The 23,100-nt window shown below is 69.6% G+C and carries 21 protein-coding genes and 1 riboswitch; of the genes, 9 read left to right on the forward strand and 12 right to left on the reverse strand.

Going from position 1 to position 23,100, the window contains the following annotated elements:
• Positions 1–60: 60 nt before the first annotated feature.
• Positions 61–471, reverse strand: a complete 411-nt coding sequence (locus RC2_RS10825) for a polyketide cyclase / dehydrase and lipid transport (RefSeq protein ID WP_068146663.1) — start codon at positions 469–471, stop codon at positions 61–63.
• Between the two features lie 159 nt (positions 472–630).
• Between RC2_RS10825 and RC2_RS10830 the strand changes: the two genes are divergently transcribed.
• The gene (locus RC2_RS10830) at positions 631–2,436 is read left to right on the forward strand and encodes an AMP-dependent synthetase/ligase (protein ID WP_068146666.1); all 1,806 of its coding nucleotides are present in this window, start codon (positions 631–633) and stop codon (positions 2,434–2,436) included.
• On the opposite strand, the gene RC2_RS10835 is transcribed toward RC2_RS10830, so the two are convergent.
• From RC2_RS10835 to RC2_RS10855, 5 genes are all read right to left on the reverse strand, one after another.
• A complete protein-coding gene (locus RC2_RS10835; RefSeq protein WP_068146680.1) occupies positions 2,424–3,548 on the reverse strand; it encodes a glycosyltransferase family 4 protein in 1,125 nt (374 codons plus the stop codon). The two genes, RC2_RS10830 and RC2_RS10835, sit on opposite strands and share 13 nt — an antisense overlap.
• 17 nt (positions 3,549–3,565) lie before the next feature.
• Entirely contained in the window at positions 3,566–4,819 is a 1,254-nt protein-coding gene (locus RC2_RS10840) for a peptidase MA family metallohydrolase (protein WP_245811073.1), read from the reverse strand.
• A gap of 35 nt (positions 4,820–4,854) precedes the next feature.
• Positions 4,855–5,928: a C40 family peptidase gene (locus tag RC2_RS10845; protein WP_068146687.1), complete on the reverse strand. Its 1,074-nt coding sequence runs from the start codon at positions 5,926–5,928 to the stop codon at positions 4,855–4,857.
• A 232-nt stretch (positions 5,929–6,160) separates the two neighbouring features.
• Entirely contained in the window at positions 6,161–6,739 is a 579-nt protein-coding gene (locus RC2_RS10850; protein ID WP_068146690.1) for a C40 family peptidase, read from the reverse strand.
• Between the two features lie 17 nt (positions 6,740–6,756).
• Positions 6,757–6,921, reverse strand: a riboswitch (cyclic di-AMP (ydaO/yuaA leader).
• Positions 6,922–7,036: 115 nt separating this feature from the next.
• Positions 7,037–7,327: a hypothetical protein gene (locus RC2_RS10855; RefSeq protein ID WP_068146692.1), complete on the reverse strand. Its 291-nt coding sequence runs from the start codon at positions 7,325–7,327 to the stop codon at positions 7,037–7,039.
• Between the two features lie 143 nt (positions 7,328–7,470).
• On the opposite strand from RC2_RS10855, the gene RC2_RS10860 reads away from it, so the two are divergent.
• Both RC2_RS10860 and RC2_RS10865 read left to right on the forward strand, forming a co-directional pair.
• Complete coding sequence (locus RC2_RS10860) at positions 7,471–9,198, forward strand: DEDD exonuclease domain-containing protein (RefSeq protein ID WP_068146695.1); 1,728 nt, start codon at positions 7,471–7,473, stop codon at positions 9,196–9,198.
• 48 nt (positions 9,199–9,246) lie between these two features.
• Positions 9,247–9,522 carry an Lrp/AsnC family transcriptional regulator gene (locus RC2_RS10865; protein ID WP_068146699.1) on the forward strand — a complete coding sequence of 92 codons (276 nt, stop codon included), beginning with the start codon at positions 9,247–9,249 and terminating at the stop codon, positions 9,520–9,522.
• A 29-nt stretch (positions 9,523–9,551) separates the two neighbouring features.
• Here the strand turns inward: RC2_RS10865 and trpD are convergent, their stop codons facing one another.
• Together trpD and RC2_RS10875 are read right to left on the reverse strand one after the other, a co-directional pair.
• A complete protein-coding gene (gene trpD, locus RC2_RS10870; protein WP_068146711.1) occupies positions 9,552–10,595 on the reverse strand; it encodes an anthranilate phosphoribosyltransferase in 1,044 nt (347 codons plus the stop codon).
• Positions 10,596–10,652: 57 nt separating this feature from the next.
• The gene (locus tag RC2_RS10875; RefSeq protein ID WP_068146712.1) at positions 10,653–11,132 is read right to left on the reverse strand and encodes a hypothetical protein; all 480 of its coding nucleotides are present in this window, start codon (positions 11,130–11,132) and stop codon (positions 10,653–10,655) included.
• Between the two features lie 277 nt (positions 11,133–11,409).
• Between RC2_RS10875 and ctaE the strand changes: the two genes are divergently transcribed.
• The 4 genes from ctaE to qcrB all read left to right on the forward strand — a co-directional run bounded on the left by ctaE (position 11,410) and on the right by qcrB (position 15,935).
• A complete protein-coding gene (gene ctaE / locus RC2_RS10880; RefSeq protein ID WP_072681384.1) occupies positions 11,410–12,024 on the forward strand; it encodes an aa3-type cytochrome oxidase subunit III in 615 nt (204 codons plus the stop codon).
• A gap of 79 nt (positions 12,025–12,103) precedes the next feature.
• On the forward strand, positions 12,104–12,985 hold the full coding sequence (gene qcrC / locus RC2_RS10885) for a cytochrome bc1 complex diheme cytochrome c subunit (protein ID WP_068146717.1): 882 nt from the start codon (positions 12,104–12,106) through the stop codon (positions 12,983–12,985).
• Positions 12,982–14,211, forward strand: a complete 1,230-nt coding sequence (qcrA, locus tag RC2_RS10890; protein ID WP_068146720.1) for a cytochrome bc1 complex Rieske iron-sulfur subunit — start codon at positions 12,982–12,984, stop codon at positions 14,209–14,211. The genes qcrC and qcrA overlap by 4 nt, the downstream gene beginning before the upstream one ends.
• Positions 14,208–15,935: a cytochrome bc1 complex cytochrome b subunit gene (gene qcrB, locus RC2_RS10895; RefSeq protein WP_068146723.1), complete on the forward strand. Its 1,728-nt coding sequence runs from the start codon at positions 14,208–14,210 to the stop codon at positions 15,933–15,935. The genes qcrA and qcrB overlap by 4 nt, the downstream gene beginning before the upstream one ends.
• A gap of 1,154 nt (positions 15,936–17,089) precedes the next feature.
• Here the strand turns inward: qcrB and RC2_RS10900 are convergent.
• Both RC2_RS10900 and ctaC read right to left on the reverse strand, forming a co-directional pair.
• The gene (locus tag RC2_RS10900) at positions 17,090–17,506 is read right to left on the reverse strand and encodes a cytochrome c oxidase subunit 4 (protein WP_068146726.1); all 417 of its coding nucleotides are present in this window, start codon (positions 17,504–17,506) and stop codon (positions 17,090–17,092) included.
• A 6-nt stretch (positions 17,507–17,512) separates the two neighbouring features.
• Complete coding sequence (ctaC, locus tag RC2_RS10905) at positions 17,513–18,562, reverse strand: aa3-type cytochrome oxidase subunit II (RefSeq protein WP_245811074.1); 1,050 nt, start codon at positions 18,560–18,562, stop codon at positions 17,513–17,515.
• Between the two features lie 266 nt (positions 18,563–18,828).
• Between ctaC and asnB the strand changes: the two genes are divergently transcribed.
• The gene (gene asnB, locus RC2_RS10910) at positions 18,829–20,754 is read left to right on the forward strand and encodes an asparagine synthase (glutamine-hydrolyzing) (protein WP_068146728.1); all 1,926 of its coding nucleotides are present in this window, start codon (positions 18,829–18,831) and stop codon (positions 20,752–20,754) included.
• Positions 20,755–20,764: 10 nt separating this feature from the next.
• On the opposite strand, the gene RC2_RS10915 is transcribed toward asnB, so the two are convergent.
• Entirely contained in the window at positions 20,765–21,736 is a 972-nt protein-coding gene (locus tag RC2_RS10915; protein ID WP_068146730.1) for a carbohydrate kinase family protein, read from the reverse strand.
• Positions 21,737–21,888: 152 nt separating this feature from the next.
• A complete protein-coding gene (locus RC2_RS10920) occupies positions 21,889–22,266 on the reverse strand; it encodes a HesB/IscA family protein (RefSeq protein WP_068146734.1) in 378 nt (125 codons plus the stop codon).
• Positions 22,267–22,418: 152 nt separating this feature from the next.
• Between RC2_RS10920 and RC2_RS10925 the strand changes: the two genes are divergently transcribed.
• The gene (locus tag RC2_RS10925) at positions 22,419–23,096 is read left to right on the forward strand and encodes a DUF3043 domain-containing protein (protein WP_068147158.1); all 678 of its coding nucleotides are present in this window, start codon (positions 22,419–22,421) and stop codon (positions 23,094–23,096) included.
• The last annotated feature ends 4 nt before the right edge of the window (positions 23,097–23,100 follow it).

A 23,100-nucleotide genomic window follows, 5' to 3' on the forward strand; every position in this document is an offset into this window, starting at 1 on the left:
GCCCCTAGTCTCCGCGCGCGCGTGATCGCGGCGTCGGCACCATGATCGACGGTGGCACCGTCAGCTCCGAACGCCGGGGTCGGTTCCGGGTGTCGGCTCCACGCGGCGGGGCGGCTCGCCCGGCGCCCGCCCGGCTTCGAGCAGGGCCTTGATCTCGAAGGACATGGCCTTGCCCGCCACCCGTCGGGCGCGATCGAGCGCGGGGGCCGACGCCGCGCGATCGGTGGGTTCGGCATGCAGGAAGTAGTGCAGGATCGCGCCGTCGAGAGACGGCTCGAGCCAGACCTCCATGGTGCCCACCAGCTCACCCGCGACGGACCACCGAACGCCCTTGTCCCCGCGGTCGTCCGTCACCGTGACCGCCAGACGCGGGAACCACGCCCGCCACCGCCGGGGGTCGCCGACGACGGCCGCGATGTCGGCGGGAGGGGCTGCGACGAACGTCTGGTCCGCCACCTGCACGCTGCTCATGGGTCCAGCGTCTCATCCCGACCTCGGCCGTCCACCGGGACCCGTGACGGGTCACATCACGACAGGTTTAGTGTGATGCCTCGTCCGAACCGCGTGATCGGTCCGACCGTTCGCATCCTGCCGATCCCACCCCGATCACCTCGACCACCGGAGCCGTCCGTGCGTGAATTCCGCGTCCCCGCCTCGTTCTCCGTCGACGACGGCGAATCCGCCGTCGACTCCGTGTTCGCGCACGAACGGTCGCGCCCGAACGCCGTCGTCTACCGCCGACAGGGTCGGTCGTGGACCGACGTCACGGCAGCCGACTTCGCCGCGCAGGTGCGCGCCGTCGCCAAGGGTCTGATCGCGTCGGGCGTCGAGCAGGGCGACCGCGTCGCGCTCATGTCCGCCACGCGATTCGAGTGGCCGTTGCTCGACTACGCGATCTGGGCGGCGGGCGCGGTGACGGTGCCGGTCTACGAGACGTCGTCGGCCGGCCAGGTGCGCTGGATCCTCGAGAACTCCGGTGCCCGCGTCGCGATCGTCGAGACCGTGGCGCACTCGAACATCCTCGCCGAGGTCCTCCCCGACCTCCCGCACGTGGACCACACCTTCCAGATCGAGGTGTCGCCGGAGAAGCAGGGAGCCGTCGACGTTCTCACCGATGCGGGCGCCGAGCTCGGCGACGACGTGGTCGCCGCCCGCGTGGCGGCCCTGAGATCCTCGGACCCGGCGACGCTGGTCTACACCTCGGGCACCACGGGCCGACCCAAGGGCTGCGTCCTGAGCCACGCGAACCTGCTCGCGGAGAGCCGCGGCATCGCCGCCAGTGCACTCGGCGAGATGCTGACCGAGGGCCGCACCACGCTCATGTTCCTGCCGATGGCGCACGTGCTCGCCCGCGCGGTGTCGATCGCGGCGTTCGACCGGGGCGCGATGCTCGGCCACACCGCCGACATCCCCCGGCTCGTCGAGAGCTTCGGGGCGTTCCGTCCGCACTTCATCCTCTCGGTGCCCCGCGTCTTCGAGAAGGTCTACAACACCGCCCGCCAGAAAGCGCACGGCGACGGCAAGGGCCGCATCTTCGACACCGCGGCCGACACCGCCGTCGCGTACAGCCGGGCCCTCGACGCGTCCGGGCCCTCGCTGGTGCTGCGCGCCAAGCACGCGCTGTTCGATCGTCTCGTCTACGGCAAGTTGCGGGCGGCGCTCGGTGGGCAGTGCGAGCTGGCCATCTCGGGTGGCGCGCCGCTCGGCGAGCGCCTCGCGCACTTCTACCGCGGCCTCGGCATCACCATCTACGAGGGCTACGGGCTCACCGAGACCACCGCGGCCGCGGCCGTGAACACGCCGGGACAGCAGCGCATCGGCACCGTCGGCAAGCCGCTGCCCGGCAACGCCGTGCGCATCGCCGACGACGGCGAGATCCTGCTGTCCGGCGGCGTCGTCTTCGGCGGCTACTGGAAGAACGACGACGCGACCGCCGAGGCCCTGACCGACGGGTGGTTCCACACGGGCGATCTGGGCACCGTCGACGACGACGGATTCATCGCGATCACCGGTCGCAAGAAGGAGATCATCGTGACCGCGGGCGGCAAGAACGTCGCCCCCGCCGGACTCGAGGACTCGCTGCGGGCGAGCCCGCTGATCGGTCAGGCGATGGTCGTCGGCGACCAGCGTCCCTTCATCGGCGCGCTGATCACCGTCGATCCCGAGGCGTTCCCCGGGTGGAAGCAGCGCAACGGCAAGGACGAGTCGGCGACGGTCGCGGACCTCACCTCCGACCCGGACCTCGTCGCCGAGATCGATGCCGCCGTCGCCGAGGCCAACAAGACCGTCTCGCACGCCGAGGCCATCAAGAAGTACCGCGTGCTGGCGGTGGACTTCACCGAGGAGGGCGGCGAGCTCACCCCGACGATGAAGCTCAAGCGCAACGTCGTCGCGGAGTCCTACGCGAGCGACATCGAGGCCCTCTACAGCAAGTGAGCCAGCCGGGCCGCGAGGTCGTCCCACCGCCACTCGGTGGTGACGAACTCGCGGCCCGCGGCGCCCATCGCCGCCGCGCGATCCCGGTCCTGCAGCACCCCGACGACGGACCGGGTGACGTCCTCGACGTCCGTGCCGTCCACCGTCGTCCCCGTCACGCCCTCGATCACCGTCTCCGGCGCCCCACCCGACCGCCCGGCGACGACGGGAACACCGGTCGCCGACGCCTCCAGGAAGACGATGCCGAGGCCCTCCACGTCCAGGCCCGCGCCGCGGGTGCGGCACGGCATCGCGAACACGTCGGCGATCGTGTGGTGAGCGGCCAGTTCGTCCGCGGGAACCGAGCCGGTGAACACCACGTGCTCGGCCACTCCGCACGCCGTCGCCAACCGACGGAGCGTGTCGCCGTACGGTCCGCCGCCGACGATCACCAACACCGCGCCGTCGATCTGCTCGCGGATGCCGGCCAGTGCGCGAATCAGGACGTCCTGACCCTTGCGCGGCACCAGCCGGGACAGGCAGAGCACGGTCGGCCGATCACCCAGCCCGTACCGCGCGCGCAGGTCCGCGCGAGCCGCGTCGTCGGGTCGGAAGACCGTCGAATCCACGCCCGGCGGCACGTGTTCGAGCGCCGCGTCCGCTCCGAAGGCGGACGCGAATCGACCCCGGGTGTAGCGGCTGACGTAGGTGACGACGTCCGTGGTCGACCCGATGCGCCGGAGCGTCTGCCGCGCCGCGGGCAGCATCGACCAGCCCACCTCGTGCCCGTGTGTCGACGCCACGACCCGCGACGCACCCGCCCGGCGGAGATGCGGACCCAGGACCGCCAACGGCGCCGCGGCGCCGAACCACACCGTCTCGCACCCCCGCTCCCGCACCAAGCGGGCTGCGCGACGCGCGACGAGCGGCGTGGGCAGCATCAGCGTCGTCGGGTGCCGCACCACCTCGAACGGTTGCTCCGCGTCGAAGCGCACGTGCGTGTCCCCGCGCCACCGCGGCGCGTAGACGACCAGGTCCTCCGGCGGCAGGAGCCGCGCGAACGTGTGCAGGTACGACTGGATCCCGCCGCGGCGAGGAGGGAAGTCGTTGGTGACCAGCAGGGTTCGGCGCACCGATCAACCGTAGACGGTCACGCGGGCCCCGCCGTCTTTCCTGCGACCCAGCGGCCCCATTCCGCCAGGAACGCCTCCGTGGGCAGACCCAGCGTGGCCGAGAGCGCGGCGTCGAGCCGCGTCGGATCCGTCGGACCGCCGGCGAGCGCGCGGTAGAGCGCGAGCAACCGGGCTTCGCCGAACCGATCGGCGACGAACGACGCGACGGACCACGCCGACTCGTACGCGATCGACCCCCGCGGCCCCCCGGCGCCGAAATCCTCGTCCTCGGGTAACACGGTCGGCGGCCCGCCGACCCTCACCACGGCAGTCAGGGTCGGGGCGATCTGTGCGAACTCCAGCCCGGAGCCGCGGTATCCCGAGTAGTCCGCCACCCCTTCGAGCACCCACAGCGGGGCGCCCTCCCCGGTGATCGTGCGCAGCGCCACGTGGGTCAGCTCGTGCTGCAGCACCGTGCGCCGCGTCGAGTCGGTCAGCCGGTCGGGGGCGGACGCGCCGAACACCACGCGCTGACCGGTCACCAGGCCACCGCGCACCGGGTCCGCGATGGTCGACGCCGCCACCGCGGGCGTCGTCGATCCGTTCGCCAGAGACGTGAACTCCGGGTCCGACCCGGCCACCGTCACCACGGCGCGACGACTCCACCCCTCGCCCGCGAAGTCGGTCACGGCAGCGACCGCGCCGGGAAGGTCGGCCGCCAGTGCGTCGAGGAACGCGCGCTGTTCGGGATGACCGACGACGATCGAGGTCGTCGATCCGGTCGGGACGCGCACGGTCTCCACCGGGCCGAAGTCCCACGGTCCGCGCCACGTCGTGCGGCCGTACTGCGGGAGATCGGCGTCCGACACCACCCGCCACCCCTCGCCGCGCCGCGCGAGGACCAGCGACACGTCGCGGCGGGTGGGCGCGGTGTCCGCGTCGGCGTAGGCGTAGCGCAGTGCCACTCGGGGAGCCCAGACCTCGGTCGCGTCCACCGCGTCCGCCAGGTCGGGCGGCACGGGCGTCTCCGGCTCGTCCAGGATCTCGTACCCGAAGTCCGACAGCGGCACCGTCGCCACCACGTCCGCACGGGCCACCTCCCGCGCGACGAACGACGGATCCGCGGCGGGATCGAGGACCGCACGGACGGCGTCGTCGTCCCCCGACCGCACCGCCGCGGCCCAGCGATCGAGAAGGTCGCCGACCGCGGTGCGTCGTTGCTCGTCCGCGCTCGGCGCGGCCGCGGCTCGGTCGGGTTCGACGGCGGGCTCGGCGCAGGCGCCGAGCAGCACGAGGATCAGCAGCGCCGCGAGAGCGCGCGTCGCGGTCAGTATCGGCGAGCGCCGTAGAACGGCCAGGACGCCATCGACTCGACCCGCACAGGGACGCCGAAGGTGCTGGCGTGCAGCACGTTTCCGTTACCCGCGTAGAGCCCGACGTGCGTGGCGCCCGGGTAGAAGAGCACCACGTCGCCCGGCTGCAGGTCCTCCTTGCTCACCGGGGTCCCACCGGCCGCCTGCGCCTGACTGGACCGCGGCAGCGTCTTGCCGACCTGCTTGTACGCCCAGACGACGAGTCCGGAGCAGTCGTACCCGTCCGGCCCGGTGGCGCCCCACACGTAGGGCTTGCCGATCTGCGTGAGCGCAGCCTGCAGCGCCCCCGCCTGCGATCCGGGTGTCAACGACTTCAGGATGACCGAGGGGTCGAATCCCGGCGGGAACGCCGAGCCGGCCAGCTGGGCCTTCTCGTCGGCCGAGAGAGCTCCGAACGCGGCGACGACGTCCGCGATCTCCGTCTGCAACGTGCTCTGCTTGCTCTGCAGATCGTCGCTGACCGCCTTCGCCTGCTCGGTGGCGGCGCGGGCGTCCTCGGCGGACCGAGCAGAGGCCTGCTCGGCGGCGGCCGCGGCATCGGACGTGGCACGGAACCCGTCGACCACGGTAGCCGTGTCCTTCGAGATGACGTCCAGAGCGGCCATCTGGTCGAGGAGTTGCTGTGGGGAGTCGCTGATCATCACGGCGAACAGGCGGTTGGTGCGCGCGCCCTGATAGTTCGCGCGGGCGATCTTGTCGACGTCCGGACGCAGCGTCTCGAGCTGCGCGCGAGCGGCGTCGGCGGCGGCGCGATCTGCTGCCAGCCGGTCCTCCGCCTCGCGCTGCGCGGCGGCCTTCGCGTCGAGCTCGATCTGGGCGTTGTGCATCGCCTCGGTGGTCAGCTCCGACTGGTGTGACAGGTCCGCCAGGCGCGCCATGGCCTCGGAGGCCGAGGCGCCGGGAACGGGATCCGCTGCGGCCGGCGCGGCCAGGTCGGACGCAGCCGGGGCGATGGCGACGGCCGCAGCCAGCGCGACAGCGAATGCGAGACCACCGACGGTGCGACGGAACGGGGCCGGAGACGACACGGGCGGAGCTACTCCTTCGTCGAAGGCCGGGAATCCGGCTGCCGAGGGGTGTCGATCGACGGGGCACCTGTGGCGTCCGAGTCGATCACGAGCAGGTTACGACGCCGCGGAGACTTTCCGCCTCGACTTCCGGAAATGCGGCACGAACCCGGCTCGACGTCGTGAGAAACGACGAAAACCGAACCGGTGGTCGGCTCGGTTCTCGTCGTGACTCTTGTGGTGGAACGACAGATCAGGCGTAGCGGCGTGCGCCGTCGAAGGGCATCGACGAGAGCGGCACGACCTTGACGGGCTGGCTCTCGGTCGAGGCGTGGACGACGTTGCCGTTGCCCACGTAGATGCCCGAGTGCGAACCGCCGTAGAAGGAGATCACGTCACCCGGCTGGAGCGCGTTCTGCGAGACGGGGGTTCCGGCGGCGGCCTGGTCGTAGCTGGTACGGGGCAGCTCGATACCGGCCTGCTGGTAGGCCCACTTCACGAGGCCGGAGCAGTCGAAGGCGTTGGGGCCGGCAGCACCCCACACGTAGGGGGCACCGACTTTGCTCTCGGCGGCCTGCGCGGCCTGGGCTCCGGCGCTCACCACGGGGGCGATCGGTGCGGGGACCTGCGGCAGCGCCGGGACCTGCGGCATCGGAGGCAGCTGGCTCAGGATCTGGTCCGGAACCTCGACGGTGCCGATACCGGGGATCTCGACCGGCGCTGCGAAGGCGGGGGCAGCGGGGACTGCGATGGCACCGGCGGTGAGGGCGCCGGCGACGAGAACGTTGCGGACGGGCCGCGTGGCAGTGCTGGGCTTGCGGTGTTTCGCCACGAGAAAGAGGTACTCCGTTTCTTCCTGTCATCCGCCGACCGAGTTAGCTGACGGGTTCGGGCTGGGAAGATCAGCCCTACCCGGCGAGACGCTGTGGCGTCGCGACGGGATTCACCCCGGTGTAACGGTGGGTTCCCGGCTCGGACGCCCGGAAGAGGCGCCCGATTGAGCGGTGACATTGCGACGCAGTCCGCGGGTGGAGCTGCTCGACTCCGCAATGTCTCGGAAAGATTACGAAACCGTCTCCGCGATGTCGAGTCCGCTCGTGACGTGTCGCAATTCGATCACGGTCACCGACTACCCTGCGGCGTGTTCGGGGCCGTGCCCCGACCCGCCTCCGGTCCGGCCGACCGGCGCGGTCCCACCCCCGCGAACCAACCGCAGACGAGGGATCAGACCGCCGTCCGCGAGCACCCGCATCGCTTCCTGTTCGTCCTGCTCGAGCCGCAATCGGCGGGCGTGGGCGAGCCCGTTCGCGGGGGCGTCGTCCGATGCCGACGGCACTGCGGGCACCCCCAGAAGCACCGACACCACGCAGTCCGAGCACGCGTCCCCACGCACCGAGCAGTCGCCGCAATCGACAATCATGTGATCTCCGTCTCATCGTGATGGTGGGCGGTCCGGGTGGTGTCACAACGGCACCGTGACCGACGAGGCGGACGCTAACCCCGCCCACCGACACGATCGCGGCGCGTCGCTCGCTGTCGGTGGTGGGCTCTACGGTGCGCGGCGTGGGAAGAACGAGACCGGACGAGAGCGACGGGCAGCTCGCGTTCGACGAGTTGGACACGCCGCTGCGGGACACCACGTTCGTCGTGGTGGACCTCGAGACCACCGGGGGCCGTCCGGGCGAGGACGCCATCACCGAGATCGGTGCCGTGAAGATCCGGGGCGGCCGCGTGTTGGGCGAGATGGCCACCCTCGTCGATCCCGGCCGCAGTATTCCGCCCGCCATCGTGCACCTCACCGGCATCACCTCGGCGATGCTCGTCGACGCTCCGCGCATCGAGCGGGTGCTCCCGGCGTTCCTGGAGTTCTCCCGCGGCTGCGTGCTGGTCGCCCACAACGCACGATTCGACACCGGCTTCCTGCGCGCGGCCGCCGTACGCATGGACCTCGCCTGGCCGCGGTTCCAGGTGCTCTGCACCGTGCAACTCGCCCGGCGGGTCCTCACCCGTGACGAGGCGCCGTCGGTCAAGCTGTCCTCGCTCGCCACCCTCTTCACCTCGTCCACCCGGCCCACGCACCGCGCGCTCGACGACGCCCGCGCCACGGTCGACGTCCTGCACGGGCTCATCGAACGGGTGGGCAACCAGGGTGTGCACAGCTATGCCGAGCTCGTCGACTACCTCCCGACGGTCACCGCGGCGCACCGCGCCAAGCGCACGCTCGCCGCGGGCCTTCCGCACGCGCCGGGGGTCTACCTGTTCCGGGGCCCGTCGGACGAGGTGCTCTACGTCGGGACGTCGAAGAACCTGCACCGCCGCGTGCGGACCTACTTCACCGGCTCCGAGACACGGGGGCGGATGAAGGAGATGATCGCGTTGGCCACGCGGGTGGACCACGTCGAGTGCAGTCACGCCGTCGAAGCGGGCGTGCACGAGCTGCGTCTCATCAGCGCCCACACGCCGCCCTACAACCGGCGGTCGAAGTACCCACGCAAGGGGTGGTGGGTCGCACCGACCCGAGAGTCGTTCCCGCGCCTGTCGGTGGTGCGCACCCCCGCCGCGGGAGCGATCGGCCCGTTCGCGCAGCGCACCACGGCCGTCGAGAGTGCTGCCCTGATCTCCGAGCATCTCCGGCTGCGCTCGTGTACCCGCCGCATCCGCGCTGCCGGGGTGCACCACTGCGAGCCGGAAGCGGTGGGCGGATGCACCGCGGCCGGGGACCCGGTGACCGTGGCCGAGTACGCCCCCCTCGTCTACGCGTTCCGCCGGTTCGCCGACGGGGCCGACGTCGCGGTGATCGAGAAGGCCGTGGCGCGCATCGACGCGCTGTCCGAGGACCTTCTCTTCGAGACCGCCGCCCGCCTGCGCGATCGCACGGCCGCACTGCTGACGGCCCTGCGGACGGTGCAGCGCCTCGGCGCCCTCGCCGCCGTGGGGCAACTCGTCGCGGCACGGCGCGCCGAGGACGGCGGATGGGAGTTCGTGGTGATCCGGCACGGGCGGCTCGCCGCCGCGGGCGTGTCACGCCGCGGCGTGGCCCCGATGCCCGTGGTGGAGGCGCTGATCGCCGGCGCGGAGACCGTGATTCCCGACGACACTCCCCTGCGCGGCACCACCCCCGAGGAAGTCGCGCTCCTCGCCCGCTGGCTGGACTCCGGTGGCGTCCGCATCGTCGACGTCACGGACCGATGGTCCGAGCCGGTCCGCGGAGCCGGTCGATGGGCCCCCTGGGTCGCCACCGTGCGGGACGTGGGACGGCGCGAGCGAGAACGGACGATGGCGTGGGCGTGAGCGCGGAGACGACCGTGCGCGGGCACTCGGGCGAACTAGGCTGGCGCCATGATCACCGCCATCGTTCTGATCCATTCCGAGGTCCACACCATCCCGGAGACCGCCCGTGCGGTGGCGGACGTCGCGGGAGTCACCGAGGTCTACTCGTGTGCCGGCGACGTCGACCTGATCGCCGTGGTCAAGGTCCGGTCGCACGACGAGATCGCCGACGTCGTCACCGAGCGCATCAACCGCATCGCCGGCGTCGTGCGCACGGACACGCACATCGCCTTCAAGTCGTACTCCAGCGCCGACGTCGACGCCGGGTTCTCGATCGGCGAGTAGCTCCGGTCCCGTCGGTCCGGACGTGCCCCTCAGGACGCGGTGAAGGCGGCCCAGCGCTCCAACAACGCTGCCGCCGCACCCGAGTCCAGTGCTGCCGTCGCGGCGGTCGTCGCCTCCGCGAGTGCATCCACCAGCGAGCCCTCGATACCGCGATGGGCCGCGATGGCGCCCGCGGCATTCAGCACCACGGCGTCGCGCACCGGACCGCTCTCGCCGGCGAACACCCGTCGGGCCACGTCCGCGTTGGCGTCGGCGTCGCCGCCCCTCAGCTCGTCCAGCGGCACCCGGGCCACGCCGAGATCACGCGGGTCGAGCGTCTCGGTCCGAATCTCGCCGTCGCGCACGATGCGCACGGTGGTCGTGGTCGACGTGGTGATCTCGTCGAGCCCGTCGTCTCCGCGCACCACGAGCACCGAGTTGCCGCGCGTCGCGAACACCCCCGCGATGGTGTCGAGCAGATCGGGGAACGCGCACCCCACCAGGCCGGCACGGGGAGCGGCCGGGTTGGTCAACGGGCCGAGCACGTTGAACACCGTCGGGATGCCGATCTCCTTGCGGGCCGCCGAGGCGTACCGCAGCGCGGGATGGAACACCGGCGCGAAGCAGAAGCCGATACCGAGTGCGCGCACGCTGTCGGCGACCCGCTCCGGCCCCTGGTCGATGCGCACACCCAAGGCCTCGAGCACGTCGGCTCCGCCGCTCTTCGACGACGCCGCCCGGTTCCCGTGCTTGACCACGCGGACGCCCGCGGCCGCGACCACCACGGACGCCATCGTCGAGATGTTCACCGTGTTCGAGCGGTCGCCGCCCGTGCCCACGATGTCGACCACGTCGTCGTCGATCGGCACGCGGCGTGCGTGACCCAGCATCGACGAGGCGAGGCCGCTCAACTCCGCGGCCGTGGGGCCCTTGATCTTCAGCGCCACACCGAACGCCGCGATCTGTGCCGACGTGGCGTTGTCCGACATGATCTCGTCCATCGCCCAGGCCGTGTCGTCCGCCGTGAGGTCGTGTCCCGAGGCCAGTTCCCCCAGGACGGCCGGCCAGGTCCTCGGCACGTGCGGCGCGTTCATGGGCGCGAGCCTAGTGGGCGTCGGTCGCCCTCGATCGTCGGATCCCTCGTCGGCCGGTCACGAGGACTCGGCCGCGGCCGGGTCGGGTTGGAGTGCATCCCAACCGAGCACCCGACCACCTCGACGCTGCGCCAACCCCGCCATCCGGGATCGCTCCTGGGAGCAGTGCAACGCATCCAGGACCTGCACCCGCTGCAGGATCAGGACAGTCAGATCCTCGCCGTGCCCGGGGGCGACCGGCGGGGTGTCGGCGAGCGGCCCGGCGGTCGCCTCGACATAGTCGTCCTGCCCCGCCACGGCGATGGCGTCCGTGACGTGCTCGCCCGGCAGCAGCAGATGGTGCCGCAGGACCGCTTGCTCCTCGGACCGCCAGGGCGGCGTCGTCGACGCGGCGCGGTCGAGCGTCACCGAGCACGCCTCGACGTCGTCGAAGCACGAGGCGACGACCACCAGGTCCGCGCGGCTGGGATCCAACGGCGTCGGAGCACTGCCGCCGAACAGTCGCCGCCACCACCGGCCGGATCGCTTCTCGGTCATCACCCGAGGTTGCCAGACGGGGCCCCCGGCGGTGCCGGATCCGGTCGACTCTCGACCACTGATCGAGAGTCGACCGTCTCGTTCGTCACGTCCGCCGAAAAAATTTTCGCACCCCCGTCCACCGGGTGCGACACCGTCTATTGGACTGAAAGTCCAGTACCGGGGCTCGAGACCGGCAACGACGCGTCCGTTTGCTACGCGCGCGCGAACGACGATCGACCCGCCGTCCGCGCACCCGGCTATGCCATCCGTACTACGACGAGTCATACTTGCGAACGTGACGAGCGCAGTAGGTACTTCGGGAACGGCCATCACCCAGCGTGTCCACTCGCTGAACCGGCCGAACATGGTCAGCGTGGGCACCATCGTGTGGCTGTCCAGCGAACTGATGTTCTTCGCCGGTCTCTTCGCGATGTACTTCGTGGCACGCGCACAGGCGCCGGAAGGCCAGTGGCCGCCGGAGCCCACCGAGCTCAACCTCGCGCTCGCCGTACCGGTGACGGCCGTGCTGATCGCCTCGTCGTTCACCTGCCAGCTCGGCGTGTTCGCAGCGGAGCGCGGCGACGTCTTCGGCCTGCGTCGCTGGTACGCGATCACCCTCGCGATGGGCGCGTTCTTCGTCGCCGGTCAGGGCTACGAGTACTACCACCTGGTGCACGAGGGCACGTCGATCTCGAGCAGCGTCTACGGCTCGGTCTTCTACATCACCACCGGCTTCCACGGCCTGCACGTCATCGGCGGCCTGATCGCCTTCGTGTTCCTCATCGCGCGCACGCTCGTCTCCAAGTTCACGCCCGCGCAGGCCACCGCGGCCATCGTGGTGTCGTACTACTGGCACTTCGTCGACATCGTCTGGATCGCCCTGTTCGCCACGATCTACTTCATCCGCTAGCCGACCGCGCATCGAATCTTCCGATGACAGCCTCATCGGTCTCGTCCGACAAGCCGTCCCGACACGACAAGGGATACAGATGAGCTCCTCACCCCCCTCCACCTCCGGTGACGACGTCACCGGGACCGACGGTGCAGCCGACACCGCCGCGGCGGTCAAGGCGCGTCGTCGGCGACGAACCCGTCGCCGGGTCAGCGGTGCCATGGCGTTGTTCATGGGTCTCGTCGGCGCCGGCTTCCTGGCCGCTGCCCTGACCCCGAGCGCGCAGGTCGCCACCGCCCAGGAGGACTCCGCCGCCATGGTCCGCAAGGGCCAGCAGATCTACGACACGTCCTGCGTGACGTGCCACGGCGTGAACCTGCAGGGTGTGCAGGATCGCGGACCGTCGCTCATCGGCGTCGGCGAGGCCGCCGTCTACTTCCAGGTCTCGTCGGGCCGCATGCCGATGGCGCGCAACGAGGCCCAGGCCGAGCGGAAGCCCCCGAAGTACAACGAGGAGCAGGTCGACGCCCTCGGCGCCTACATCCAGGCCAACGGCGGCGGCCCGACCGTCGTCCGCAACGCCGACGGATCCATCGCCCAGGAATCGCTGCGCGGCGGTGACGAGGCCCGCGGCAGCGAGTTGTTCCGGCTCAACTGCGCGTCCTGCCACAACTTCACCGGTCGCGGCGGTGCGCTCTCGTCCGGGAAGTACGCGCCGATCCTGGATCCGGCCAACGAGCAGCAGATCTACCAGGCCATGGTGACCGGCCCCCAGAACATGCCCAAGTTCTCCGACCGGCAGCTCACGCCCGAGGAGAAGGCGGACATCATCGCCTACGTCAAGTCGTCGTCCGAAACCCAGCCTCCCGGCGGGTACGGACTCGGCGGCTTCGGTCCCGGTACCGAGATGATCGCCATCTGGGTCGCCGGCATCGGCGCAGTCGTCGCAGCAGCATTGTGGATCGGAGTGAGGTCATGAGCGACGAAGGTCGCAAGGACGGCGTCGGCGCCGACGGCACGCAGCCGGACGGTGTCGACCCGAACCGGAAGTACACCGACGAGGAACTCTCGGCCATGAGCCGCGACGAGTTGGTCGCTCTCGGCACCAACCTCGACCACGTCGACGTGGCGTTCCGTCGCCACCGGTGGCCCGTTCCCGGCACGAAGGCCGAGAAGCGCGCCGAGCGCAACGTCGCCCTGTGGTTCTTCCTGGCCGGCCTGTCCGCGATCGCCTTCGTCGCCATCTACCTGTTCTGGCCCTGGCAGTACGCCGGCATGGGTGAGGACAACTACGGCCTGTACAGCCTGTACACCCCCTTGATCGGTCTCACGATGGGTCTCGCGATCATCTTCGTGGGCGTCGGAGCGGTGCAGTTCACCAAGAAGTTCATCCCCGAAGAGGTCTCCATCCAGGACCGCCACGACGGTGGCTCGTCCGAGGTGGACAAGAAGACCGTGGTGGCGGAGCTGTCCGACTCGTTCGAGACCTCCACCCTCGGTCGCCGCAAGATGATCAAGCGCAGCCTGGTCTTCGGTGGCGGCGCTCTCGGCATCATGTCGGTCCTCCCCCTCGGCGGACTGATCAAGAACCCGTGGGCCGAGGGCGACGACTCCCCGCTGTGGGTGTCGGGCTGGACGCCCAACTACCCGGGCGAGACGATCTACCTCCGTCGCTACACCGGCCGCGTCGACGACGTCGTCCTGGTCCGCCCCGAGGATCTCGACGCCGGCGCCATGGAGACGGTGTTCCCCTTCCGCGAGTCCGAGCGCGGCAACGAAGAAGAGCTCGCGCACGCACTCAAGGGCATCCGTAACGCCGTCATGCTGATCCGCCTCCGCACGGAGGACGCCGACCGCGCCGTCAAGCGGGTCGGTCAGGAGAGCTTCAACTACGGCGACTACTTCGCCTACTCGAAGATCTGCACCCACCTCGGGTGCCCCACCTCGTTGTACGAGCAGCAGACCAACCGCATCCTCTGCCCGTGCCACCAGTCGCAATTCGACGCGTTGGAGTACGGAAAGCCGATCTTCGGACCGGCCGCCCGCGCTCTTCCGCAGCTTCCCCTGACGGTCAACGACGAGGGTTACCTCGTGGCCGCGGGTGATTTCATCGAGCCGCTCGGCCCCGCTTACTGGGAACGTCCGGCCGGAGTACACGAGCCGGAGAGCGCATCTGCGGCCTCGTCATCGGAAGGTGCACGATGAGTCCATCCATCGCCACGTTGGCCGCGAAGCAGGCGGAGGGAGTCGATTCCCGCTACCACCTGTCGTCGGGCCTCCGTCGTCAGATCAACAAGGTCTTCCCGACGCACTGGTCGTTCCTGCTCGGTGAGATCGCGCTGTACAGCTTCATCATCCTGTTGCTGTCGGGCGTCTACCTCACCCTGTTCTACGACCCCTCCATGTCGGAGACGATCTACGACGGCGCCTACGCTCCCCTGCGCGGCGTCGAGATGACCAAGGCCTACGCCACCACCCTGAACCTCTCGTTCGAGGTCCGCGGCGGTCTGTTCATCCGCCAGATCCACCACTGGGCGGCGTTGCTCTTCGCAGCGTCGATCATCGTGCACATGATGCGCATCTTCTTCACCGGCGCGTTCCGCCGCCCGCGTGAGGCCAACTGGGTCATCGGCTCGCTTCTGCTCATCCTGGCGATGTTCGAGGGCTTCTTCGGCTACTCGCTGCCCGACGACCTGCTGTCCGGTACGGGCCTGCGCGCCGCGTTCTCCGGCATCACCATCTCCATCCCGGTGATCGGCACCTGGATGCACTGGCTGATCTTCGACGGGGACTTCCCCGGCACGATCATCATCCCGCGCCTCTACGTCGCTCACGTGCTGCTGCTGCCCGCCATCATCCTGGCGCTCATCGCGGCCCACCTGGCGCTGGTCTGGTACCAGAAGCACACGCAGTTCCCCGGCCCCGGCCGGACCGAGACCAACGTCGTCGGCGTGCGCATCCTCCCCGTCTTCGCCGTGAAGTCCGGTGCCTTCTTCGCCATGACCTTCGGCATCCTCGCCGTCATGGGTGGCGTGCTGCAGATCAACCCGGTGTGGAACCTCGGGCCGTACAACCCGTCCCAGGTCTCCGCAGGATCGCAGCCCGACTTCTACATGATGTGGACCGACGGCCTTGCTCGACTGTGGCCGGCATGGGAGTTGTACATCGGCAACTACATGATCCCCGCCGTGTTCTGGGTGGCCGTGATCATGGGTGCGGTGTTCGCGATCATGATCGCCTACCCGTGGATCGAGAAGCGGTTCACCAAGGACGACGCGCACCACAACCTGCTCCAGCGTCCGCGTGACGTCCCGGTGCGCACCGCGGCCGGCGCCATGGCCATCGCGTTCTACGTCGTCCTGACGCTCTCCTGCGTCAACGACCTCATCGCGTACAAGTTCGCCATCTCGCTGAACGCGATGACGTGGATCGGTCGCATCGGCCTCCTGGTGCTGCCGCCCATCGTGTACCTGATCACCTACCGCTTCTGCATCGGCTTGCAGCGCAGTGACCGTCAGGTGCTCGAGCACGGCATCGAGACCGGTGTGATCAAGCGTCTGCCGCACGGCCAGTACGTCGAGATCCACCAGCCGCTGGGACCGGTCGACGAGCACGGACACCCCATCCCGCTCGAGTACCAGGGTGCTGCCATCCCGAAGAAGATGAACAAGCTCGGTACGGCCGGCAAGCCCGGCTCCGGCAGCTGGTTCACCCCGGACTCGGACGAGGAGCACCGCCTGCACGAGGAGCTCGCGCACAAGGGTGAGCACGACCAGCTCACCATGCTCCGCACCTACCAGGCGAAGGTCCTGGCGCAGGGCAACGGGCACTCCAACGGCAACGGATCGACCAACGGTAACGGGCATGCTCCCGACACCACTGGCTCGTCCAACGGCAACGGGCACGCACCGGAGTCCAACGGACACTGATCGCGCTCCCGCCGACAGGCGTCACCCCACACGGGGTGGCGTCTGTCGGCGTTTCGGGCACCGACCACTCCCCTCCCCCACTGCCCCCGAGCCGCCGGCCTCGCCGCCCGATCCGCTGCCGCTTCAGGCATTCGCGCCGACTGAAACTCACGCGGCTCCCTGCAACCCGCGCGGATCGACACGCCAGGGTCCGGCCTTCCGATCCCGCTACCGCCTCAGGCATCCGCACCGACTGCAACACCAGCGGATCCCTGAAACCCCCGCGGACCACCTCCGCCGCCACACACGCCCCCGGCCGCCCGATCCGCTGCTACTTCAGGGATCCGCGCGGCCTGCAACACACGCGCATCCCCGGAAGCCGCGCGGATCGCTACGCCAAGGGTCGCGGCCGCCCGATCCGCTACCGCTACCGCTCCAGGCGTCCGCCCTGCCGCAATCACGCGGGCCCCTGGAACACCTGCGCACCATCGAGCCAGGGACTCCCGCGGCCGCTTCAGGCGGTCGCGGCGGCTAAGTGTCCGCGGCTTGCTCGAACCACCTGCTCACTTTTCGACCGGATCCGCCAGCCGCCCAACGCAGCCACACGGCAGACCGGCGACCGGTCTCACCGAGCCAGAGGTCACGGCCGGCCCGGTCCGCTGCTACTTCAGGGATCCGCGCTGCCTGAAACTCACGCGGCTCCCTGGAACCCGCGCGGATCGCCGCGCCGGGGTCCTGGCCGCCCGATCCGCAACCGCTCTAGGCATCCGCCCTGCCGGAATCACGCGGGCCCCTGGAACACCTGCGCACCATCGAGCCAGAGGTCCCGGCGGCCACAGTCCCCCCAGCAGCCCGATCTCCTGCATCCCGTGCAGATCGACGAGCTCGGGGGCACCAGCGGCCACACAGTCCCCGCGCCGACTGATCCGCTGCTGCTTCAGGGATCCGCACCACCTGCAACACACGCGCATCCCCGGAACCCGCGCGGATCGCCGGGCTCGGGGCACCAGCGGCCACACAGACCCCCGCGCCGACCAATCCGCTGCGGTTGCAGGGATCCGCACCACCTGCAACACACGCGCATCCCCGGAACCCGCGCGGATCGCCGGACCCGCCGCCCCGAAACGCCGAACGCCCCCGAACCAGGCAGGTTCGGGGGCGTTCCGGGAGAACTGTCAGTGCTTCTCGGGTCCGACGTGGTACTCGAAGACCAGGCCGGCAGCGGCGCTGATGATGGCGAGGGCGCCGACTGCGAGCATCCAGGGCTCGTAGAAGGCGAAGGCCAGAGCCATGAACGCGCCGGACGCCGCCAGCACGATCGGCCAGAAGCTGCCCGCGCTGAAGAAGCCGAGGTCACCGGCACCGTCGGCGATCTCCGCGTCGTCGTAGTCCTCCGGTCGGGTGTCGAGGCGACGAGCCACGAAGCGGAAGTACGTGCCGACGATCAAGGTGAGGCCCGCCGACAAGGCGATGGCGGTGAGGCCGGCCCATTCGACACCGGTGCGTGAGAACCCGGTGAACACGCCGTAGAGGATGCCGACGAGGATGAAGAAGATGGTCAGGATCTCGAAGAGCTTGGCTTCGATCTTCATCGGTGGTCAGTTCCCTTCAGCCACGGTCGCGGACTTGACGGTGCGATCGGTGTCGAACGGCGTGGTCGACGTGGCGCGCGGTGCCTGCCCGATGGACTCGAGGGCCTGGGCGTTGGTCTGACCGTCGCGGCGCGCGTCCATGTAGTTCTCGAAGGCTTCCGGGCTGACCGCGCGAACCTCGAAGTTCATCATCGCGTGGTACGAGCCGCACATCTCGGCGCAGCGTCCGACGAAGGCGCCTTCGCGATCGATCTCGCTGATCTGGAAGACGTTGTCGGAGTGGTTCTCCTTCGGGTTCGGCAGCACGTCCCGCTTGAAGAGGAACTCCGGAACCCAGAAGGAGTGGATGACATCGGAGGACGCGATCTCGAACTCGATGCGCTTGCCGGTGGGGAGCACGAGGACGGGGATCTCGTTGCTGGTGCCGACGGTCTCGACCTGGTTGTAGTTGAGGTACGACTGGTCGGACTTCTCGCGGCCGTGCACCTGGCCTTCGCCCTCTTCCGCGGGCGTGCCGGCAGCCTCGGCTGCGGCTTCGCGCTCGGTGTCGGTGCCGTCGTACAGCGGGCGCCCGTCCTTGAGGTCGACGGTGCGGTAGCCGAACTTCCAGTTCCACTGGAACGCCGTCACGTCGACGACGACGTCGGGGTTGTCCTGCTTCTCGTGGACGTAGTTCTGCACCACGACGGTGAAATAGAAGAGCACCGCGATGATGACGAACGGAACGGCGGTGTAGAAGAGCTCCAGCGGCACGTTGTAGGCGGTCTGCCGCGGGAAGTCGGGCGAGTCCTTCTTCTTGCGGTGGAAGGCCACGGTCCAGAAGGTCAGGCCCCAGACGATCACACCCATGATCAGGGCAGCGATGACCGACCACGTCCACAGCTCGCGCATGCGATCCGCCTGCGGGGTGACGCCCGAGGGCCACCCGAAGCGGAGAACGGCGTTGTCGATGCCGCAACCGGACAGCATCACGGCCGCCAACGAGAGCGACGCCACCAGTCCGACACGTCTTGTCCTACGACGGCCGGAGCCCTCACCACGCTGCGCCACGATCACGCCTTCCTGCTTGCCAGACGGAGACTGCGGGAGACCCGTAATCGCAGGGTGTCGGCCACCCCACGCAGGAATTCCCCGTGTACTACGCAGCGTAGACCAAAGGGGGCCCGCCGATCGTGCCGGGTGGCATCGAACCGCCGCGATTTTCGTCTCGTCGAGCCGCATGCAGCGCCGGTGGTCGCGGTCCGCGAGACGGTCCTGCGGCATACTCGTGCGCGGTCGGTCGACCGGCCGAGTACATCGAATGTGAAGCGAGGCCTGACACCGTGTGTGGACTGCTGGGACTGTTGACGTCGAACGCATCCGCGAAGGATGTGGTCGACGCCGTGGGTCACGCGTCGCACTGCATGCGTCACCGCGGACCCGACGAGCCCGGGACGTGGCACGACGACGATCTGGCGTTGGGTTTCAACCGCCTCTCCATCATCGACATCGACCATTCGCACCAGCCGCTGCGCTGGGGTCCGGCCGAGAACCCGACGCGGTACGCCCTGGTGTTCAACGGAGAGATCTACAACTACCTCGAACTCCGCGAGACCCTCGCTCGCGATCACGGGGCGACGTTCGCCACCGAGGGTGACGGCGAGGCCATCGTGGCCGCCTTCCACTTCTGGGGTGACGACGCCGTCCGTCGCTTGCGCGGCATGTTCGCGTTCGCGCTGTGGGACACCGAGAAGCGGGAACTGTTCCTCGCACGCGACCCGTTCGGCATCAAGCCGTTGTTCTACTCGACCGGCCCGTCCGGCACCGCGTTCGCGAGCGAGAAGAAGAGCATTCTCGAGCTGTTCGAGACGCTGGGGGTCGAGGACCACCTCGATCCTCGCGCTCTGCAGCACTACGCGGTGCTGCAATACGTCCCGGAGCCGGAGAGCCTGCACGCCGGCATCCGACGGCTCGAGTCGGGCTGCACGGCGCGCCTGACCCCGGGCAGCGAACCGATGATCACCCGGTACTTCCGGCCGTCCTTCCCCGTGCGCCCCGTGCGCGCGGGCACGGAGGACGCTCGCTACCGGGAGATCGCCGCGGCGCTCGAGGATTCCGTCGCCAAGCACATGCGTGCCGATGTCACGGTGGGCTCGTTCCTGTCCGGCGGCATCGACTCGACGGCCATCGCTGCGCTGGCGATGCGGCACAACCCCGATCTGATCACCTTCACCACCGGTTTCGAGCGCGAGGGGTACTCGGAGGTCGACGTCGCGGCGGAGTCCGCCGCCGCCATCGGTGCGAAGCACGTCATCAAGGTGGTCGGCCCGGAGGAGTTCGCGGCGAGCATTCCCGAGATCGTCTGGTATCTCGACGATCCGGTGGCGGATCCGGCGTTGGTCCCGCTGTACTTCGTCGCGAAGGAAGCCCGCAAGCACGTCAAGGTGGTGCTGTCGGGTGAGGGTGCCGACGAGTTGTTCGGCGGGTACACCATCTACCGGGAGCCGTTGTCCCTCGGGGCGTTCGACAAGTTGCCGGGCGGTCTGCGCCGGGCCGCGGGGCGACTGTCGGAGCGCATCCCCGAGGGCACGCGCGGCAAGAGCTTGCTCCACCGTGGGTCGATGACCCTGGAGGATCGGTACTACGGCAACGCTCGCAGCTTCAACGACGCGCAACTGCGGTCGGTGTTGCGCGACTTCCGCCCCGAGTGGAACCACCAGGACGTCACGGCACCGATCTACGCGGAGTCCCGCGGGTGGGATCCGGTGGCGCGCATGCAGCACCTGGACCTGTTCACCTGGCTCCGCGGCGACATTCTGGTCAAGGCCGACAAGATCACCATGGCCAATTCGCTCGAACTGCGGGTTCCGTTCCTCGATTCCGAGGTGTTCGCCGTGGCGGAGCAGCTGCCCCTGGAGCAGAAGATCACCAAGTCCACCACCAAGTACGCGCTGCGCCGGGCGCTCGACGGCATCGTCCCCGAGCACGTGCTCGACCGCGCGAAGCTCGGGTTCCCGGTGCCGCTGCGGCACTGGCTGCGGGGACCCGAGCTGTTCGACTGGGCGCGGCAGCAGATCGTCGACTCGCAGACCGACCACCTGCTGGACAAGGCCGCCGTCCTCCGCATGCTGGAGGACCACCGCGACGGCCGCAGCGATCACAGCCGGCGGCTGTGGACCGTTCTGGTGTTCATGATCTGGCACGGCATCTTCGTCGAGAAGCGCATCCGGCCGGCCATCGCCGAACCGACGTACCCGGTTCGGCTCTAGCGGTCGGGCGTCAGGCCGGCAGGATCTCCGCGATCTCCCGCGCCGCCTCGGCGCCGTAAGCCCCGGTGAGGCGCGTGACGGCGTCGTCGCGGACCAGCGTCCATTCCTGCGTGCCGGTGGTCTCGAGGACGAGCACCGCGACGTAGGACCCGAGTTGCGCGGCCCGTTCCAGGCCCAGCCCGTGGGAGCGGGCGACCAGGAAACCCGCCCGGAAGGCGTCACCGACACCGGTGGGGTCGACCTTGCTGGTCTCGGGCACGACGCCGACCCGCAGGTCGACGCCGTCGCCGACGATCTCGACGCCGTTCTTGCCGAGGGTGGTCACCCGCAGGCCCACCCGCGCACGGATGTCGGATTCGGTGAGGCCGGTCTTCTGCCGCAGCAGGCCCCACTCGTACTCGTTGGTGAACAGGTACTGCGCGCCGTGGATCAGCTGCGCGGCCTGGTCGCCGTTCAGCCGGGCGAGCTGCTGGGACGGATCGGCGGCGAAGGGAATGCCAAGCTCACGGCACTCCTCGGTGTGGCGCACCATGGCGGCCGGATCGTTGGCGCCGACGAGCACCAGATCCAGCGTGCGGTCGCGGGCGACGTCGTGCACCGAGATGGATCCGGATTCGGTCATCGCACCGGGATAGAACGAGGCGATCTGCGCCATGTCCTCGTCGGTGGTGCACACGAACCGGGCGGTGTGCGCGGTGCTGGACACGGCGACCGCGCCGCAGTCGACCCCGTTGGTCTCGAGCCACGACCGGTAGTCGTCGAAGTCGGGTCCGACCGATCCCACCAACAGGGGCGACCCACCGAGGACGCCCATCGCGTAGGCGATGTTCCCGCCGACGCCGCCACGGCGGATCACCAGGTCGTCGACGAGGAAGCTCAGCGAGACGTGGGCGAGCTGATCGGCGAGGAACTGATCGGCGAACCGACCTGGGAATCGCATCAGATGGTCGGTAGCAATGGAGCCGGACACCGCAATGGTCACGTCCGAGGGCCTTTCCGCAGGAATCGGGTCTCGTCGACCTTACCCGGGAGTACCGACGCCGAATCCCGGGCGACCCGAACCCGGCCGGGGCACCGACCCCGGACACGAGAACACCCCCGACCGTGGCCGGGGGTGTGTCGTGGAACGGAGCGTCAGTTGAACGAGTCGCCGCACGCGCACGAACCCGTGGCGTTGGGGTTGTCGATGGTGAAGCCCTGCTTCTCGATGGTGTCGACGAAGTCGATGGACGCACCCTCGACGTACGGCGCGCTCATCCGGTCGACGGCCAGGGTGACGCCGCCGAAGTCGCGGGTCAGGTCGCCGTCGAGCGAGCGGTCGTCGAAGAAGAGCTGGTACCGCAGGCCGGCGCAGCCACCCGGCTGCACGGCGATGCGCAGCGCCAGATCGTCGCGGCCCTCCTGGTCCAGCAGGGCCTTGGCCTTGGACGACGCTGCTTCCGTCATGACGACAGCGTGCGTTTCGGTCTCGGTCGCGGCCGCACCGGCGGTCACGTCGTTCTGCACTGTCATGGGGTCTCCCTCTTCGTTCGTAACTCCCGCGAACGGGTCAACGGTACTCCCGTCTCCCCTATTCCTCACCGGCTCCTCACCGGCGCAGGCCGGGTGCGCGCACTGCGGTGTTCGCGGCGGGGCGAGCGTCGAATAACCTGGACTCCGTGAAACTGCCCTTCGGAAAGTCCGGCGATTCCGACGCCCACGCCGACCAGGCTACCGGTGACGACGGGTCCTCGGCACTCGGCGACTCGTCCACGGAGCGCACGGTGACCGGCAAGGCCGCTCCGCAGGGGAAGGGTCGTCCCACCCCGAAGCGCCGTGACGCCGAGGCTCGTCGCCGCGGCCCGGTGGCCCCGGCGCCGCTGACGGCGAAGGAGGCCCGGGCTCGTCGGAAGGCGAATCGGGGCACCAAGGAGGAGCGGAAGGCGGCGGCGGCCGAGCGGCGCGCGCGGTCGGCCGATCAGCGGGCCCGCATGATGGCGGGCGAGGACAAGTACCTGCTCCCCCGCGACAAGGGCCCGGTTCGCGCCTTCGCCCGCGACCTGGTCGATGCGCGGCGCAACTTCCTCGGCCTGTTCATGCCGATGGCACTGATCCTGCTGGTAGCGCTATTCCTGAGCCCGCAGATCCAGTCGGTGGTGACGCTGGTGCTCTTCGTCATGATGATCTTCATGGCCATCGACGGTTACCTGCTCGGCCGCCGCATCAACAACCGCGTGCGCGAGCGGTTCCCCGACACACCGGACGGCGGATTCAAGCTGGGCTGGTACACGTTCGTGCGCGCGTCGCAGGTGCGCAAGATGCGCGCTCCGAAGCCGCGCGTCGGGCCCGGCGACGCGGTCTGACTCC

Source organism: Rhodococcoides corynebacterioides NBRC 14404 (genome assembly GCF_001894765.1).
In the GTDB taxonomy this organism is placed as follows: Bacteria; Actinomycetota; Actinomycetes; order Mycobacteriales; family Mycobacteriaceae; genus Rhodococcoides; species Rhodococcoides corynebacterioides.